Below are 17,058 nucleotides of genomic sequence, written 5' to 3' on the forward strand. Positions count from 1 at the left end.
GGCAGTTAGCGGTGGTAGTTGGAGTGTTTCGCCAACAGTCCTGGCTGAGGGTAGCTACAATGTTACTGCTACGGTAACGGATCGGGCTGGCAACTCTGTGAGTGATGTCTCAACAGGTGAGCTGGTGATTCAGCCTAGTAGGGCCACCACTGAGGCTGATGGTTTAATAACAATTACCTATAGCGGTAGCTCAAATACGCCAACGGCAACGGTAGGCGCCCTGAACTTTTCTGATCTAGACGGTTTTTCTATAACTAAAGTGACTTGGTACAAGGCAGGGGTTCAGTATGGGGCAGTTCAAACCACGAATTTTGGAAATATATCATTGACCCTATCTGCTGCTTCAGACAAAGCCTCCGGCGGAACTCCTATTAGCTACAACGTAGCGATTGAGGTAACCGATAACTCCAGTGCAAAAAATGTAACAGTGTTTACATCTAGTACTTTTTCTATAAATACAAATAGCGGATCAAATGCAAGTGTATCTCTAACATCCAATGCAAATCCAATAACCCTTGATCTTAATGACAATGGAATACAGTATATTTCAGTGGATTCTGGAGTTACTTACGACTATAACCACGACGGCATAGCCGAATCCACCGCCTGGGTTGCTCCAGAGGATGGCTTGCTAGCTGTGCAGAAAGATGATGGCACACATAACATCGTGTTCTCAACTCAAGCTGGCGAGACTGACCTCCAAGGTTTGTCTAAAGTCTATGACTCCAATAAAGACGGTGTGCTTGACAAGTCAGATGCTGACTTTGCGAAATTTGGTGCCTGGCAAGATGCTGACAGCGACGGTATTGTCGATAACGGTGAGTTCTTATCTCTGGCTGACCGCGGTATTACTAGCTTGTCATTAACTTCAGATGGCCAAGTGCATTTCGAGGCTAATGGCGATGTGATCGTCTATGGTCAAACGACTTACACCACAAGCGATGGTCAATTGCATATCGCAGAAGACGTAGGCTTTGCCGTGAGTGATGTCTACGAACCTTTAGATATCGCAACAATCATTGCTAATGCTGATGCAATTGAGTCAATTACTCATATTGATCAATTGGTTGACACTGCTTCAAGCTCATCATTGATGGTGGAATTGGGTGGTCAGACTTATGAGATCGCCACCTTAGCTGGACATGAGGCTGGTACAGAAGATATCTTGTCTCAGTTCGTAGGTAGCGATACCAGTGCAAACTTGCTCACCAATAAGAGCTGGACCGATGTGATTGATATCTCTAGTGAACATGGCGGCCCAGGATCTATTATTGCTGCTGGCGGTACCTTGAATGAAGGTAACTACGCTAATGGCGAGGGTGATTGGACTGTCATCATCAACTCTGGCGATGCTAAGGTCGATGCAAGTAATAATCAAATTACCTTTGCTTCTGAAAGTGCAGATAATTCAGTGACGATTATTACGGCTGATGGTGCATCACACGACATTAACAACGTCGATAAGATACAGTGGCATGGTTAATTAAATGAAGTGACAGTATTGATGTCAATTTGGCGCACTTTCCTTCGGGCAGTGCGCCTTTTTTATTACTTTACTTAACCAAACCTTATCAATCTTAATTTAATTGACAGCCTAAATTAAAACTTCAGAACTTGCCCACTCTTTATAGATTGGACTTGGAATTCTGCTTGGCTTTGTTCGAGGCAAGAGGTGATTTCTTGCATGATTTTGGGAGCCTCATCAGGCTTGAGATGGGTAATCCAGATACTGCAGAGGCTATTGAGTTTTTGCACATTCATCACCAGTGACTCCGGGTGGTAGTGGCCAGAGAGCTTGGCTAACTCTTGTTCGGTATTAGTAAAGGAAGTCTCAATAATCAAATGCTGAAGGTAGTCTTGGGTCCTATCATTTTTTATCTTTTTGCTGTTGATGTTGCTATTAATGGCCTCCCAAAATTCTTTTGATGGACCAGTATCCCCGCTAAAGACTAATGCACCTTCACCAGAATCAATCCAGTAGCCATTTGCAGGAATGCTGTGATTGACGGGAAGGGCGGTAATTTGGACGTGGTCTACGCTAACCGTTTGCCCAATTTTGATGGTTTCAAATGCAACGCAGGGCTTCTCAAGACTTGGAATCTTTGTGAAATCAGGCCAGATAACATCATTAAATATATGAGATCGAAGGGCTTGAATAGTGTGAGCAATTCCATAGACAATTAGTGGCTTTGGCCGATTAACTCCTACAGCATCTAGCATCAATGGCAGACTGCAAATATGATCTAAATGACTATGCGTCAGAAAGAGGTAATCAATCTTTCTTAATTCATCTAAAGTGAGATCTCCAACTCCAGTGCCTGCATCAATGAGGATATTGTCGTTAATTAGGAAAGAGGTGGTCCTGAGATCTTGGCTAATACCGCCACTACATCCCAGAACACGAAAAGTGCAAGTCATCTATTGCTGATTCTTTCTACTTCTTAGTAAAGGTAAAGGCGCCATCCCACTGATCACCAGGAGGATTATCGCGCAAGAGGGCGATACGCTCTAAGTAGAGCTCATAGAGGACCTCACCAGTATCTTTGTGATTTTGCAGTAGGTTCTCAAACTGATGCTGCGCATCATCCCAGCGTTGTTCGCGATAGGCTTTTAAAGCGCTCTCAAATAAGGGAAGGGCGGTTAATTGACGTTCACCAACTTGACCCTCAAAACCTAAAGGCTCGAAGATTGTCACGGCAATATCTTTGCCCTTAACCCTCACTTTATCTACCTCTCTTGCAATCAGATCTGGCAACTGCTTGCGGGTTTCTTCACCAATGATGATGGCTGCACCATATTCCTTGGTAATACCCTCGAGGCGGGAGGCTAGGTTCACAGCATCACCCATAACGGTATAGGCGAGACGGATTTCTGATCCCATATTACCAACGCTGACTCGACCAGAATTTAAGCCAATACCAACTTTAATTGGCGGCCAGCCTTTGTTGATAAATTCTGCATTGAGTAATTCCATGGCTTTGAGCATTTCAAAGGCGGAGATGAGGCCATGACGAGCATGATCTTCATCCTTAATCGGGGCACCCCAAAAAGCCATGATGCAATCACCCATGTATTTATCAATCGTGCCACGATTTTTATAGATAACTTTAGTAAATGGTGTGAGGAAGGCGTTGATAAATTCTGATAAGGTCTTAGCGTCTAGACTCTCAGAAATCGTTGTAAAGCCACGCACATCGCTGAAAAGAATCGTGAGCTCACGACTTTCACCTTCCATGCTAAAGCTTGATGGATCTTGAGCCATTTCGTCCACTAACTCAGGTGGGACGTACTGACCAAATAGCCCGGTGATTAAGCGTTTACCGCGAGACTCCACAAAGAAACCATAAGCAATGTTCATTAAGTAGATCAATAGTAGGGAGCCCAGCAGCGCCGCAGCTGGCAATACATAGCTGCTTTGATAGCTATACCAGTTAAGTAGACCAACACCCCCTAAGGTCATCACTGCCACAATACTTCCCCATAAAGGACTCATGAAAGGCAATAGCAGAGAAAGTGCTACACCTAACACCAGGATGAGCAGTAAGTTCGCCGCTTGAGTCCAGAGGGGCGCTTGCTTAATTGTGCCATCAAGAATTCCGGCAATTAGATTGGCATGAATTTCAACACCGGGATAGGCATTGCCAACAGGTGTTGCTCTCAAGTCCAGGAGGCCGGGAGCGGTCGTGCCAATCAGAATAATTTTCCCCTCTAGCTTTTCCTTTGGAACCGTTTTTCCTAATACATCTGAGGCGGAAATATATTCAAAACTCTTGTAGGGTCCGCGATAGGGGATATAGCTTGTGAGTTCTTGATCAACCGGCAGCATCGCGCCACCAACATCTAAAAATTCTAAACCGCCAAGCGTATTGGCAGTGGCTCCAGGAGCCAACACTGGTTTAATTGGAAGGCCACCTAATAGGTTCCGTGCGGCAGCAAGACCAAGGGATTCGTAGTAACGATCCCCGTGTTGGATGAGCATGGGGATTTTGCGAATAATGCCGTCAGCATCGACAGTGGGATTAACGTGACCTCCGTCTGCAGCGCTTGCTTGAAGCAATTCAAGATTGGCAGTAAAGCCATCTCGCTTTAAAGCGCTAACTAAAGTTATAGGAATTTCTTGAGTCGTTAATTCCGATTGGGGTAGGGCGCCTTTTTTTGCGTTATCGCCAGGCGATAAGAAACTTAGACCGAGAATGATCGAGCGATCTTTGAAAGACTCGGCAAATTTTGCATCGTAATTGAGTGCTGACTTAATGCTGGCATATTGTGATTGAAAGTTAGCATTGTCTTTAAGCTGCTTCTGAGCTAATTCATCAATTGTGCGAATGCCAGAGGACTCATCGCGTTCTGAAAAAATGACATCAAATCCAGCTAAGGAGACTTCATAGTCTCCAAAAAGGCGATTTACTAATAAAGCCAATCGGTCTCTAGGCCATGGCCAACGGCCTTCTCCGCCCTTTTCTCGCTCTTGCAAGCTCTTTTCATCAATGTCAACAATGACTATACGTGGGTCTACGCTTGGTATCGCATTAAGTCGAACTTTCGTGTCATATACGATGCCATCGAGGCGATCTAAGAAGGAAATCGAAAGAAAAGATCCTGCTTGTAGGCAAAAAATGATAGTTAGCGCAAGGCCTAGAAAAATTCTAGGAAGTCGTTTTTTAAATGCATCAAAAGAAGGTAATAAGCGCAATTTCATAGTTAACAATTTAACCGATTATTGAGCGGAATTGGTATCTAAGCGATAGAAGTTTGGTGATATATTGAGACTGTCTATTTAGCATTCATTCAACTCTCTTCAATATTAGATTGGTCAGTTTAAATGGCGCAAAATTCATCCAAAAAACGTGTAGTAGCCAAGACCCAAGTCAAGTCTGTTGCCATCAAAAAAACTCCTCAGAAAAAAGCGTCTGCAAACCAGGCGATCTCTAAAAAAAATTCTATGAAGAAAAGTGCTAAAAAAGTAGTTCACAAAGAATCCAAGTCATTGACGGCGCTCGAGCAAGCAATCCAACTTCACCATGAAGGCAGGTTAAAGGAGGCATGGACCTCTTATCAATCGGTGCTCAAGGTTGACCCTCGACATTTTCTTGCAGTGCACAGCATGGGTTTAATAGCGGTGCAAATGAAGAATTACCAAATGGCGGAAGATCTTTTTAAGATGGCCTGCGAGTTTGAGCCTGGTAATGCCAAAGCGTTCAATAATCTAGCAAATGCCTATCTCAGTCTTGGTAAGAATGATTTGGCACTCAAGAACTATGACTTAGCTCTTCGGCTAGAGAATGGTTATATCGACGCCTTAAAAAACCGTGGCATCTTGTATGCGGGAACCCATCAACCTCAGAAGGCATTGGCAGATTTTCAGCAGGCACTCAAGCTCAATCCTGGCAATATCGAATTACATTCAAGTATCGCCAATGTCTATATCACAGAAGCGCGTTATGAGGATGCTCTACAAGAGTATGAGAAAGCGCTGAAGATTGCTCCTAAGAGCGCGGTCCTGATGAACAATATTGGGGTAGTTTTATGTTCCGTCAAGCGCTTTAAAGAGGCGCTTGAATACTTTACAAAAGCGACTCAAATCAATCAAGAATACGCTGAAGCCTTAAATAATCGAGCTGTAGCCCTTATGAACCTGAATGAGTATGCAAAAGCGATGGCAGACTATGAAAAAGCAATTGCCCTGAGCCCAGCATATGCCGACGCTTTGCAAGGTCTTGCGCGTGCGCGTAGATTTTTAAAATAGAAGTCCTATTGGTCTGTAGCACGTCGTTTTGGATGATTGTTGGGATCATCGGTTTTTTGGTATTTACCGCAAAAAACAAATAGCTCTAAACGGTTTCTGACTTCCAATTTGTCATAAATTGAGGCCAGGTGATTGCGTAGGGTGTGCTCACTAATGTGAAGGGACTCAGCCACCTGCTTGAGCGTCTTTTTGGGATAGAGCTGAATAGCTTTAGTAACCAATACTTCTTTTGGGGTTAACTGATTCAGTTTTAACTGTTCGGTAGTGAGATCCTTATTCGCATTTGGTTCGGTCACTCTTTTTAAGATTCGCGAAGTAGCATTTCGATTTAACCACAGCTCCCCCTCGGAGATTTTTTCCAAAGCCTTGAGTAGTGTTTCAGGTGATTCAGTTTTGAGAATGACTCCCTTAGCACCTTTCAGAATTGCACGATCTTGTAGTGAAGGGTCGCGATTAGAGGTGAGTAGTACTACCTTTGCCGAAGTCTTCTGAATCAAAGCATCTATTAACGCGATAGCATCTTCGCCATCGAGTTCCGGTTCAATCAAAATAACATGAGGTTTTTCATGTTCCGCATCTCTAAGGGCGTCCACTCCGTTAGTGGAAGATGCACAGACATTGAAACGCGTATCGCCATTGATGAGATGTTGAATACCCCACAAGAGAATTTGCTGAGGCTCAATGACATGTACGCGAATACTTTTAGCGACGGCAGAGCGGGATGGAGTCATGAAACCATTCTAGTACGTCAATACTAACGAGTTCAAGATATGTTCCAAATATAGTATATAAGTACTATGAATACGCTATTAGAGGTGCAAAATGGCCCTATATGCAATTTGCCCATTAGAATGAATTTCCTACTTAACTTGGATTTTTCATTGCGTGGACATGCAAGGCTTGTCGGTACAGAATTCTTCAATCAACATAGATAGACACTCAAAACCTCATGGGGCTCTTTAATCAACTCTTCTATCTATCGTACGGGGTAATTGTCCTAATTATCTGCTTAGGTTCATTCTCCGGTAATAGCTCAAAAGGTATTTTTGGATTCTATTTATATTGGCCGACCACACTAATTTTAATGGTGGTGGCTAGTTTTTGTTTTTTTGCTGCGGGATTCAGTCCACAGTATTTTCTATCTCTGGCCAACACTTCACTCGTATTTTCAGGGTTGGCGACCATTCTCCTTATTCGTTCCTGGCGGAAGCAAGAGGTGCTTTTTCCCATTCAAATTTTTTGGCTTGGATTTTTGATCTTTTGGGCAGTTTATGAATACATGTTACGCAACAGCTCATTTGATGTGCGCGTACTTGTGATGGTAAGTATTATTTCGAGTTTGAATGCATGGGGTCTTTTTGAAATATTCAAGCAATCAAGCAAAAGTGGCAGTCGTCACTATTATGTTCTGGCTCTAGCTTTTATTTTCCAAATCAGCATGATGTTTGTGCGTATTTATGTCTCAGGGCAAACACACTCCTTAGCCACCAATATTTATGAGGAGAAAGATCTCCCTGCAATGCTCCGAGCTATCGGGTTGGCATCTAATTTGCTGGTGTACATTGCCATTGGAAATATCTTACTCGAGCGCCTCTGGAAAAGAGAGGAAAAGAAATCCTCAAACGCTGAACTCAAGATGTTATCAAGCTTGAATGCATTGGCTCTAGCCCGTGATAATGAAACTGGTAGTCATATTATTCGCACTCAGTCCTATGTAAAGCTGATAGCAGAGCGTCTCCGTAAAAATGGCCATTATTTGGATTTATTGACGGATAAGAAGATTGAATACCTCTATAAAGCGGCGCCTTTACATGATATTGGTAAGGTGGGAATCCCGGATAATATTCTGTATAAAGATGGACCACTAAACAGGGATGAGTGGGGCATTATGAAAACCCACACCACGATTGGTGAGTATGTTCTTTCATCCGCCAGAGCACAGCTTGATGAAGAGGTGGAAGAAGAGGACGTTATTAATACCGCAATTGATATCGCCAGTTCACACCACGAGCGCTGGGACGGAGAGGGCTATCCAAAAGGGCTAGCGGCGCATGAAATACCTTTATCAGCTCGGATCATGGCTTTAGCGGATATGTATGACGCATTAGTTAGTGAGCGCGTCTATAAACCGGAGTGGCGGCATCAAGATGCTGTTCAAGAAATATTAAAAAAGAAGGGGTCACACTTTGACCCCTTAGTTGTTGATGCATTTATCGCCGAAAAGGAGGCATTTCAAGCGATCGCTCAAAAATACAAAGATGATCAGTCTGAATTCAAGATATTTTCTGAGGTTAGTCAATCCAGTGATCATAAGCTGCGTCGTTCTGAGGAAAAATTCCAGATTCTTTTTGAGCATTCCCCGATTGGTATGGCATTGGTTGATCATGCCACTGGAGAATTCTTAGAAGCTAATCAAGCTCTATTAAGTTATACGGGTTATACCAAGGATGAGTTTCTAAAACTGTCATTTTGGGATATTACCCCGCCTGAATATGCAGAACAAGAACGCTCTCAGATAGAGCAGCTTAATCAAAAAGGTTTCTTTGGCCCCAACCAAAAAGAATATATTCGAAAGGATGGCTCACGCTTTCCGATTTTATTAAGAGGCTTTGCTCTGAATGATGTTGATGGTCGAAAAATGGTTTGGGGAATCATTGAAGATATTACGATCAAGCAAAAGATTGTTAAGCGAGAAGCGGCACGAAACGCCGTTTTAGAATTATTGGCTAAAAATAGCCCTGCAGAGATTGCGTTATTTCAAATCGTTTCAGATGTAGAGAGAAGTTATCCCAACACATTTTGTAGCATTCTGTTGCTTAATGATGATAAACAAAGTTTTACAGTAGGTGCCGCTCCACGAATACCTCGTTTCTTTAATGAGGCCGTGGAATCATTACGTGTTGGTCCAGGAGTTGGGTGTTGTGGCGATGCGGTTGCTACTGGTCAAAAATCTATTGCAGAAAATCTGGAGACCCATCCTAATTGGGCTCCAGCCAAGTCTTTAGTGGAGCAAACTGGATTTAAATCTTGCTGGTCTCATCCCGTCCACTCATCAAAGGGCGAGATATTAGGAACCTTTGCGACCTATCGAAAAGAAGTGCATGCGCCTTCGGCAGAAGAGGTGGCAGAAATTGAGGCTGCTGCAAATCTCGTGAGTATTGTTCTAGAGCGAAAAATTCTTGAGAACCAGGTTCAAAAGTTAGCTCTTTATGACTATCTCACTGGTTTGCCAAATCGCTATCTATTAATGGATCGCATTAAATTGGCCATGTCCGTTAGTAAGCGGAGTAAGCGGTATGGCGCCATCTTATTCATAGATCTAGATAAGCTCAAGGAGCTCAACGATGAGTATGGGCATCATATGGGTGATGTTTTGCTGACCGAGGCGGCTAAGCGTTTGCAATCCTGTATTCGTGAGAGTGATACAGTGGCGCGTTTTGGTGGGGATGAATTTGTGATCATTCTCTCCGAGATCAGTATTGATATGGATGCAGCCATGGAGCAAGTGAAGATCATTTCAAAGAAAATACTGTCGGCTCTTGTAGAGCCATATCACCTGAATGCTGATGGAAAAGATATTCATTATCGCTCTAGCGCTAGCATCGGTTGTCAAATATTCTTAGACGAGTCCGATACTCCTGAGCATGTTCTTAAGTTGGCAGATATGTCGATGTACCGCGCAAAAAAACTGGGCGGTAATCGGATTGATTTACTTTTCTAATGGGCAGTTTTGCGGTGTGAGTTGGCTGACTATTTAAAATCCCTCCCCACTAAACCGTACTCCATCCTTTTTATTGCTTTGGCATAATCTGCTTTTAGATTGAGATTTTCTGCTATGAAAAAATTCGATATTCTGCCAATTCTGTTTGGGGTTTTGCTGTCCATTATTGCGCTGTACTTCATGTTACGGCCATCCACTGCAACTAGCGCCCCTGTATCTACCATTCCTGTGATTAAGATTGGTAATCTTGCTTGGGATCAAACTGAGATGACAATTGCTGATGTAAAGACGTTTGCAGTTGCCACTGGATTTATTAGTCAAGCTGAGAAAAATGGCGGCGGCCTTTCCTATGAGGCAGGCTTTGTGAAGAAACCAGGCTGGACCTGGAAGACTCCTTATGGGGTTCCTGCAAAAGATAGCGAGCCAGCTGTCCACCTTAACCAATCAGAAGCGCAGTCGGTGTGCCGCTTTTATGGCAAGCGTTTGCCGACCGATGCTGAGTGGACTAGCGCAGCATTTTTGGAGCAAAGAGAAAATCCTCCGGCTGGATATGTCAAAGGACAGCATTACCCTTTTCCTGGTGGTAATAATCCCTCCGTCTCTCACTGCCTAAGTGGTTGTGGCGATTACAAAGGCATTGCTCCAGCAGGCGCTCTAAATCGTGGCACTGGCCATGTTTTAACAGGTACTACAAAGCCGGGCGTTAATGGCTTGCTGGATATGGGCGGTAACGTCTGGGAGTGGACTGCTACAGAGCGCAGTGGAGGCTTTATTACTCGGGGCGCATCATGGTGGTATGGTCCGGAGCGTCAAAAAGAGTCTGATGTGGAGTCTAAAGCGGCTGATATTGGTGTGGTTTACATAGGCTTTCGTTGCGTTAGCTGAACCCATGAAACAATAGGGGATGACAACAGCAATCCCCGACGCTAATGCGATAGAAATCACCCCGGAATATCAGGAGGTGATCGATGCAATTGAGCGTCATGATCCTTATATCTTTGTAAGTGGTAAGGCGGGTACGGGCAAAACCACCTTAATCGGTTATTTGCGTGAACATATTCCCGGCAATATTGTTGTGGTTGCGCCAACGGGTGTTGCTGCCCTCCAAGTGAAGGGTGTCACCATTCACTCTTTCTTTCGCTTGCCACCGCGCTTGATATTTCCCGAGGAGGATATCAAGCCCCTGAAGGATAAGCGTCTCTACAAAGATATCCGTCTGCTCATCATCGATGAAATCTCAATGGTGCGAGCTGATGTGGTTGATGCGATGGATCTCTTTCTTCGCGCTAATGGCCCTCATAAGAATCAACCATTTGGTGGTATCCAGGTAATGTTTGTGGGCGACCTGTTTCAATTGCCTCCAGTGGTATCTCAAGCGGATATGCAAGTTCTTGCAGAGCGTGGCTATGAAGGGCCTTATTTCTTCTGTGCGATGGTTTTGCATCGCAAAGATGTCACCATGGTCGAGCTTTCCAAAATCTTCCGCCAAAAAGATGCACATTTTGCTGGTCTACTTAATCAGATTCGCATTAATCAAAATATTGATGAAGCGCTAGATACCTTAAATGCGGTTTGTTATGAAGCCAAAAAAGAGGCTGATGATCAAACCATCACTTTAACTACGACTAATGCACGTGCCGATCAAATTAACAATGCAGGCCTGCGTGCGCTGACGACAGAGGCTAAGGTTTATACAGGCAGCACAACTGGGAAATTCAATGTGGATGATCGGAATCTGCCATCGCCAAACCAGTTGACTTTAAAGGTTGGTGCGAAGGTGATGTTTACCGCCACGGATAGCAATTTTCCAAAACGCTGGGTCAATGGGACTATCGGCGTAGTTCGCGAGTTACTTCCCAGTACCGTTAAAGTGATGGTACAAAATGGTCCATATTCCAATACGGTAGAGGTAAAGGGTCATCAGTGGGAATCTTACCGGTATGACCATGACATGATGTCCGGAAAAATCTCGCCCAATATCATCGGCACTTTTGTGCAGATACCACTGATGTTGGCCTGGGCCGTCACCATTCACAAGAGTCAGGGTAAAACTCTGGACAAGATTAAAGTAGATCTCTCATCAGGGGCGTTTGCCTCGGGACAGGTCTATGTCGCTTTGAGTCGCTGCACCTCAATGGAAGGCATCATCCTAGAGCGACCTATACAGCCCAAAGATGTGAGCTGTGACCAAGAGGTGAAGCGTTTCTATCTCAACTGTTTGCCTGATTAAGCTACTTTTGCCATTCTCTTGTTATTCTTTTGTTTCTCGACCCGCTGCTTTTCCAGTGCCTCACTGGCAATCAGCTTAAATTCACCCTCTACGAATCGTTTTAAGGCCTCCCGCATGAGAGGTTGGTAACCCATATCGTATTTGGTGCCCAAGAGCTTATAGGACTCAATTAGGTCCTGTTCCAGCCTGATGGAGATCATTTGCAGCCCTAGCGCCTCATCAATTTGAGTGCCGATTTTTTTATCGACGGCTCTTGCATGCTTGAGGTCTCTACCTAGCTCACCACTTTCCCAGGCCTCAGCAGAATTCTCTATTTTTATCTTCTTACTTTTTGCGATCATCGCATTCCTCGCTTTTGAGATTTAACTTTTCGCCACTTTCATAGAAATGACACTTTTAGTAGGGTATTGATATTGTATTGTATATACGAATCTCTATTGAATTTGGTAGGAATGCGCTTTTTAAGTAAATTAGACCATCATCAAAGATAAAAACCACTTTTATCAAAACGCCACGATCATTTTCTGCGATGAACCACTCCGCTGGAGGCTCTGTTTGGTGATCAAGCCTGTTATCTATTAAGTAGGAGCGGGTTCTATTAACAAAACACTGCTCAACATCTTGGCGAGTAATCTGGTGTTTGAGGCTTAACTTTCCCTCGATTGCTGGGCTAATGACCAGATTTTTCATGCTCTTTTCCCTGTATTGTATATACAGATTTTATCGGATGGATAAAATACAAAAGTGATTGGGTTGATTAACCCATGATTGAAAGAGTGAGATTTATTTATTAGGCATTGAACAGTAGTGCCCCATTAAAATTTTTCCTACTGTTACCTAATGTTGGCCCTATGAAAAAAGACCCCAATAAAAATGATGAATGCATTGGTTTGGTGAAAAATATTTCGAATGCAATACTGCGAAAAGAAAGAATGTCTAGTGCTAGTTGGAGTGAGAACTCAAAAGTCATCGCCAGGCATGGAGATGATTATTTGGTTCTCGGTGAATTTCCGAATCTAGAGGATGAAAATCTGGATTGGTAAGTGGTTTAGAAGCCTGCTGCTAATCCATCGCGTCGATGATCGCTACCAGCAATATAGGCGGCGCTAGTATCTTCACCAAGCAAAGCGATAGCCTGAGCACTTCCAAAGTCCAGGCTGTTAGCTGGCATGACAGCGACTTCATGCCCCATTGCTTTTAAACCTTCCACAACTGCTGAAGGCATCGAGGCCTCAACAGTCAGTTTGCCCAGATCATCAATTCTCCAGCGAGGCGCATCAGAGCATGCTTGTGGATTAAGGTATTCATCTACAAAGCGCATGACGAACTGAAGATGCCCTTGAGGCTGCATATTGCCACCCATCACGCCAAATGCCATGACTGGTTGATTTCCTTTTGTGAGAAATGCTGGAATGATGGTATGGAAAGGTCGCTTACCTGGCGCAACCTGATTGGGGTGGCCATCGACTAGACTAAAGCTCATCCCACGATTGTGGAATGCGATCCCGCCTGGCGCAACCACTCCAGAGCCAAAGCCCTTGAAGTTCGACTGAATGTAAGAAATCATCATGCCAGATTGATCTGCGGCGCATAGGTAAACAGTGCCGCCAGCATGTGGGTCTCCTGCGCCATAAGTTCCTGCTTGGCTATGGTTGATGAGCGCAGCGCGACTGGCTAAATAATCTCGATCTAATAATGCGTTAGTGGCCACCTTCATAGTGCTTGCGTCTGATACATGCGCATAGGCATCAGAAAAGGCAATGCGCATGGCTTCAATTTGTAAGTGGATTCGTTGTGCAGAGTTGGCGGGATATTGTTTTACGTTTGCCGCTTGCAATATGCCAAGTGCCATTTGCGCAACAATGCCTGATCCGTTGGGTGGAATTTCATGCAGAGTGTAGTCGCCGTAGTCAAACGCTAAAGGTTCAACCCAGTCCGTTTTGTTTGCGGCAAAATCCGCCATGGTGAAGCAACCGCCTGTACTTTGCGCAAAATCTACCATGCTCTGGGCTAATTGGCCTGTATAAAAAGACTCACCTTCAGTATTGGCAATCTCTCGAAGCGTATTGGCTTGAGCCGGGTAGCGCCAAAGTTGACCAGCTACAGGCGCCTTGCCGTCGAGCAAAAAGGATTCGCTAAAACCAGGCTCATTTTTGAGAATAGGAATAGCTTCACGCCATTGACGCGCAATTACTGGGGAAACTGGAAAACCATTCTCGGCATAATCAATAGCACGCTTGAAGAGTTGTGCAAAAGGCAATTTACCGAATTTGCGAGACAGTTCAATCCATCCTGAAACCATGCCAGGCACAGTCACGGTATTCCAGCCAATTAAATCCATGGCGGATTTTCCGGCAAAGTATTTTGGGGTCCATGCGGCAGGTGCGCGACCGGAGGCATTCATTCCATGAAGCTTCTTTCCATCCCAGATGAGGGCAAAGCCATCACCGCCTAAGCCATTCATAGTAGGTTCAACAACTGTCAAAGTGATTGCGGTAGCCAGCGCAGCATCTACTGCATTGCCACCGTTTTGCAAAACTTCAATACCGGCCTGTGTAGCCAAAGGTTGTGAGCTGGCAACTGCATTTTTCGCGAGAACTGGCGCACGGCCGCCACCAAAAGGAGGGGAGATCAACATATGTCTAAGTGATTTTGAGTAATGGTTAACAAAGAATAAATGATGATACCGATCAAAATTAATCGATCTTAATATTGGCAGACTTTACTACTTTCTCCCATTTGCCATGTTCGCTATTGGTCATTTGCATGAGACTCTCGGCATTGGCAAATTGTGGGTGAATTCCTTGGTTCGCCATACGCACTTTAAAGTCTGGATTGGTGAGAATCTTGCGAATCTCCTTCTCTAGTCTGGCGACGATTGTGGGTGATGTGCCTTTAGGCGCATAGATTGCGTAGAGATTTTCAACGTCAAATTGTTTCATACCATCCTGGCCTAAAGTTGGCACATTCGGCATTAAGGGTGATCGCTCTGCTGCGGCGATAGCAATCGGTCTTAATTTTCCGCTCTGAATGTGGGGTAGTGAAGCGGTCACGCTATCAAACATCATAGAGGTATTGCCTGCAATTAAATCCGGCAAAGCAAAGCTGCTTCCCTTGTAAGGTATGTGAGTGCCAGAGGCGCCAATACGTTGCATGAAAAGTGTTGCCTCTAAGTGGGATAGGCTGCCATTGCCTTGCGAGGCGTAATTAAATTGACCATTTTTGGATTTGATATAGGTAATGAGATCGGGAAGGTTTTTTGGTGGCACGTTTGGATTAATCACAATCAAATGCGGCACCGTTCCAATTAGCGCTACTGGTACAAAGTCTTTGCGCAAATCCGCAGGCGGGTTTTTAAAGAGCGCTTGTGAAATTGCTTGATTGGTCATCGCGCTAATATGAATCGTATATCCATCTGGATTGGCTTTAGCTGCCGCGCCAAGTCCAATCATGCCGCCTGCACCAGGCTTGTTATCAATCACAACCCCTTGTCCCAAGGCTTCACCTAAAGGCGCGGCGATCGCTCGAGCAAATACATCGGTGGAGCCACCAGCAGGAAACGACAGGATCGCAACGATTGGTTTTTTGGGCCACTCTGTGTCTGGGGCTGCTAGTACCACCGTGATCGAATGAGCAACGAAAATCAGACTCCAGGCTATGCTGGTCAAAATATTTCTAGTGATGAGTGGTGAGGCCATTAATTAAAGAGGTGATACAAAATGGGAATGGCTACTGCACTGATGACGCCATTCATACCCATGGCTAGACTGGCATACGTTCCAGCCTCGGGATGGATGCTAAATGCGCGTGAAGTACCAATTCCATGCGCCCCTATACCAATAGCAAATCCACGTTGCCACCAGGCTTTCATGCCTAGAGCATTCAGGATAAACGGGGCCAAGATGGCGCCAAGTATCCCAGTACTCACTGCAAATATTGCGGTTAGTGTTGGCGAGACGCTAATACGCTCAGCAATACCCATCGCAATCGGTGCTGTGACCGATTTTGGATACATTGCACCAGTAATACTGGAGTCTGCACCAAATAATTTTGCGATATTGACTGCGCTGAGAATGGAAACTAATCCACCAGTCAACAAGGAGGCGAGCAAGGGGAAAGAGCGACCCTTGAGGCTATTTAACCCTCGGTAGATCGGAATGGCCAAGGAAACCGTGGCCGATCCTAGTAGAAAGTGTATAAACTGCGCACCCTCGAAATAGGTGGAGTAGGGCATCTCGATAAGCGAGATGATCGTAGCAACCAAAACAATGGCAATGGCTACGGGATTGGCCAGGGGATTTTGTTTGCTAGCTTTATAAATCGATAGCCCAATTTGATAAGCTGCAAGAGTAATAAAGAGGGCAAATAAAGGACTGCCTGAGAGATATACCCAAATCTCCACAATCGAGTGCTTTTCAGTCATCAAGTCTCTCCCCTGGCTTGGGGCTTAAGAAGCGCACCACGATTGCACTACTGGCGATAGTCAGGATGACGCTAGCAACCAAGGCGCTGATAATGGCCAGCGCGTTGGCTTTGAGTTGCGGCAAAAAGAGGACCACTCCAACTGCTGCTGGAACAAATAAGAGGCCAAGATATTGACTAAAGCCATCTGCCACCATCGCTAGCTCGCGGTTAATCCCCTTGCGAAGTACCAGCCAGATAATTAGCAGTACAAGGCCAATGACGGGGCCCGGTAGGGTAGGCAGGAAAAATTTGGAGATAAGCTCCCCCAAGCTTTGAAACAGGAGGATTTGGACGAGGCCGGAGATCATCACATGATCTTACTGCTCCGCAATATATGTTGCAAAGCAATATATGAATTCTTCGTTAAGATAATCACAACCACAGCAGGGGCTCTATTCAATAGATAGGGTCTTTATATAAAAAGTACTTAGGAGAGCATTCATGGCTGACTTAAACGTCAACGGTAAAAAATATAAGGTCGATGTCGATCCAGATACCCCTTTGTTATGGGTGATCCGCGATCATGTCGGTTTAACTGGCACTAAATACGGATGCGGCGTTGGTCAGTGTGGTGCTTGTACCGTGCTATTTGAAGGTCAGGCTATTCGTAGTTGCGCTATCCCGGTGAGTGCTGCTGAGGGTAAAAAAATTGAAACTATTGAGAGTTTGGAAAAAAACGGTCAACTCTCCAAAGTGCAAAAAGCTTGGGTAGACAATCAGGTGCCTCAGTGCGGCTATTGCCAATCTGGCATGGTGATGGCAACCACTGCCTTATTGCGCAACAATCCAAAGCCAACCGATGCGCAGATTGATGCTGCTGTCACCAATATCTGCCGTTGCGGAACCTTTCAACAAGTGCGTGATGCGATTCATGCTGTGAGCAAGGCATAAGGAGCG

The 17,058-nt window shown here is 44.8% G+C and carries 16 protein-coding genes; 7 read left to right on the plus strand and 9 right to left on the minus strand.

Going from position 1 to position 17,058, the window contains the following annotated elements; genetic code table 11:
* Positions 1-1,483, plus strand: a 1,483-nt coding sequence (locus AOB49_RS12145) for an Ig-like domain-containing protein (RefSeq protein WP_216634634.1), incomplete at its 5' end; no start/stop codon positions are given.
* 116 nt (positions 1,484-1,599) lie between these two features.
* Here AOB49_RS12145 and AOB49_RS03730 read toward each other — a convergent pair.
* Both AOB49_RS03730 and AOB49_RS03735 read right to left on the minus strand, forming a co-directional pair.
* Complete coding sequence (locus AOB49_RS03730) at positions 1,600-2,418, minus strand: 3',5'-cyclic-nucleotide phosphodiesterase (protein WP_062308158.1); 819 nt, start codon at positions 2,416-2,418, stop codon at positions 1,600-1,602.
* A 16-nt stretch (positions 2,419-2,434) separates the two neighbouring features.
* A complete protein-coding gene (locus AOB49_RS03735; protein WP_062308160.1) occupies positions 2,435-4,699 on the minus strand; it encodes a CHASE2 domain-containing protein in 2,265 nt (754 codons plus the stop codon).
* Positions 4,700-4,822: 123 nt separating this feature from the next.
* On the opposite strand from AOB49_RS03735, the gene AOB49_RS03740 reads away from it, so the two are divergent.
* Positions 4,823-5,746: a tetratricopeptide repeat protein gene (locus tag AOB49_RS03740; protein WP_062308162.1), complete on the plus strand. Its 924-nt coding sequence runs from the start codon at positions 4,823-4,825 to the stop codon at positions 5,744-5,746.
* Between the two features lie 5 nt (positions 5,747-5,751).
* Here AOB49_RS03740 and AOB49_RS03745 read toward each other — a convergent pair whose 3' ends face one another.
* Entirely contained in the window at positions 5,752-6,477 is a 726-nt protein-coding gene (locus AOB49_RS03745; protein ID WP_062308164.1) for a response regulator transcription factor, read from the minus strand.
* Between the two features lie 548 nt (positions 6,478-7,025).
* Here AOB49_RS03745 and AOB49_RS03750 point away from each other — a divergent pair.
* The 3 genes from AOB49_RS03750 (at position 7,026) to AOB49_RS12360 (ending at position 11,697) form a co-directional block, all read left to right on the plus strand.
* Positions 7,026-9,467: a diguanylate cyclase domain-containing protein gene (locus AOB49_RS03750; RefSeq protein ID WP_172793394.1), complete on the plus strand. Its 2,442-nt coding sequence runs from the start codon at positions 7,026-7,028 to the stop codon at positions 9,465-9,467.
* Positions 9,468-9,581: 114 nt separating this feature from the next.
* Positions 9,582-10,352 carry a formylglycine-generating enzyme family protein gene (locus AOB49_RS03755; RefSeq protein WP_062308169.1) on the plus strand — a complete coding sequence of 257 codons (771 nt, stop codon included), beginning with the start codon at positions 9,582-9,584 and terminating at the stop codon, positions 10,350-10,352.
* Positions 10,353-10,371: 19 nt separating this feature from the next.
* Positions 10,372-11,697, plus strand: a complete 1,326-nt coding sequence (locus tag AOB49_RS12360) for an ATP-dependent DNA helicase (RefSeq protein WP_062308171.1) — start codon at positions 10,372-10,374, stop codon at positions 11,695-11,697.
* On the opposite strand, the gene AOB49_RS03765 is transcribed toward AOB49_RS12360, so the two are convergent.
* Entirely contained in the window at positions 11,694-12,038 is a 345-nt protein-coding gene (locus AOB49_RS03765) for a hypothetical protein (protein ID WP_062308174.1), read from the minus strand. The genes AOB49_RS12360 and AOB49_RS03765 overlap by 4 nt on opposite strands.
* A 55-nt stretch (positions 12,039-12,093) precedes the next feature.
* Positions 12,094-12,387, minus strand: coding sequence for a hypothetical protein (locus AOB49_RS03770; protein ID WP_062308176.1), 294 nt, complete (start codon positions 12,385-12,387; stop codon positions 12,094-12,096).
* Between the two features lie 161 nt (positions 12,388-12,548).
* On the opposite strand from AOB49_RS03770, the gene AOB49_RS03775 reads away from it, so the two are divergent.
* Positions 12,549-12,740 carry a hypothetical protein gene (locus AOB49_RS03775; RefSeq protein WP_156471328.1) on the plus strand — a complete coding sequence of 64 codons (192 nt, stop codon included), beginning with the start codon at positions 12,549-12,551 and terminating at the stop codon, positions 12,738-12,740.
* Between the two features lie 5 nt (positions 12,741-12,745).
* Here AOB49_RS03775 and AOB49_RS03780 read toward each other — a convergent pair whose 3' ends face one another.
* From AOB49_RS03780 to AOB49_RS03795, 4 genes are read right to left on the minus strand one after another with little or no spacing between them, the layout of a single operon-like run.
* Complete coding sequence (locus tag AOB49_RS03780; RefSeq protein WP_062308181.1) at positions 12,746-14,335, minus strand: gamma-glutamyltransferase family protein; 1,590 nt, start codon at positions 14,333-14,335, stop codon at positions 12,746-12,748.
* Positions 14,336-14,393: 58 nt separating this feature from the next.
* Positions 14,394-15,395: a Bug family tripartite tricarboxylate transporter substrate binding protein gene (locus AOB49_RS03785; protein WP_062308184.1), complete on the minus strand. Its 1,002-nt coding sequence runs from the start codon at positions 15,393-15,395 to the stop codon at positions 14,394-14,396.
* Complete coding sequence (locus AOB49_RS03790; protein ID WP_062308186.1) at positions 15,395-16,120, minus strand: LrgB family protein; 726 nt, start codon at positions 16,118-16,120, stop codon at positions 15,395-15,397. Before AOB49_RS03790 ends, AOB49_RS03785 begins: the two co-directional genes overlap by 1 nt.
* Entirely contained in the window at positions 16,113-16,469 is a 357-nt protein-coding gene (locus AOB49_RS03795) for a CidA/LrgA family protein (protein WP_062308189.1), read from the minus strand. The genes AOB49_RS03790 and AOB49_RS03795 overlap by 8 nt, the downstream gene beginning before the upstream one ends.
* A gap of 133 nt (positions 16,470-16,602) precedes the next feature.
* On the opposite strand from AOB49_RS03795, the gene AOB49_RS03800 reads away from it, so the two are divergent.
* On the plus strand, positions 16,603-17,052 hold the full coding sequence (locus tag AOB49_RS03800; protein WP_062308191.1) for a (2Fe-2S)-binding protein: 450 nt from the start codon (positions 16,603-16,605) through the stop codon (positions 17,050-17,052).
* Positions 17,053-17,058: the final 6 nt, after the last annotated feature.

The sequence above is a fragment of the Polynucleobacter sinensis genome, assembly GCF_001595985.1.
Lineage (GTDB): Bacteria > Pseudomonadota > Gammaproteobacteria > Burkholderiales > Burkholderiaceae > Polynucleobacter > Polynucleobacter sinensis.

Coding starts and splice junctions, on each gene's coding strand:
- AOB49_RS03775 (WP_156471328.1), top strand. CDS start 12,549: ATGAAAAAAGACCCCAATAAAAATGATGAATGCATTGGTTTGGTGAAA.
- AOB49_RS03735 (WP_062308160.1), bottom strand. CDS start 4,699: ATGAAATTGCGCTTATTACCTTCTTTTGATGCATTTAAAAAACGACTT.
- AOB49_RS03790 (WP_062308186.1), bottom strand. CDS start 16,120: ATGACTGAAAAGCACTCGATTGTGGAGATTTGGGTATATCTCTCAGGC.
- AOB49_RS03795 (WP_062308189.1), bottom strand. CDS start 16,469: ATGATCTCCGGCCTCGTCCAAATCCTCCTGTTTCAAAGCTTGGGGGAG.
- AOB49_RS03770 (WP_062308176.1), bottom strand. CDS start 12,387: ATGAAAAATCTGGTCATTAGCCCAGCAATCGAGGGAAAGTTAAGCCTC.
- AOB49_RS03750 (WP_172793394.1), top strand. CDS start 7,026: ATGTTACGCAACAGCTCATTTGATGTGCGCGTACTTGTGATGGTAAGT.
- AOB49_RS03780 (WP_062308181.1), bottom strand. CDS start 14,335: ATGTTGATCTCCCCTCCTTTTGGTGGCGGCCGTGCGCCAGTTCTCGCG.
- AOB49_RS03765 (WP_062308174.1), bottom strand. CDS start 12,038: ATGATCGCAAAAAGTAAGAAGATAAAAATAGAGAATTCTGCTGAGGCC.
- AOB49_RS12360 (WP_062308171.1), top strand. CDS start 10,372: ATGACAACAGCAATCCCCGACGCTAATGCGATAGAAATCACCCCGGAA.
- AOB49_RS03730 (WP_062308158.1), bottom strand. CDS start 2,418: ATGACTTGCACTTTTCGTGTTCTGGGATGTAGTGGCGGTATTAGCCAA.
- AOB49_RS03755 (WP_062308169.1), top strand. CDS start 9,582: ATGAAAAAATTCGATATTCTGCCAATTCTGTTTGGGGTTTTGCTGTCC.
- AOB49_RS03800 (WP_062308191.1), top strand. CDS start 16,603: ATGGCTGACTTAAACGTCAACGGTAAAAAATATAAGGTCGATGTCGAT.
- AOB49_RS03740 (WP_062308162.1), top strand. CDS start 4,823: ATGGCGCAAAATTCATCCAAAAAACGTGTAGTAGCCAAGACCCAAGTC.
- AOB49_RS03745 (WP_062308164.1), bottom strand. CDS start 6,477: ATGACTCCATCCCGCTCTGCCGTCGCTAAAAGTATTCGCGTACATGTC.
- AOB49_RS03785 (WP_062308184.1), bottom strand. CDS start 15,395: ATGGCCTCACCACTCATCACTAGAAATATTTTGACCAGCATAGCCTGG.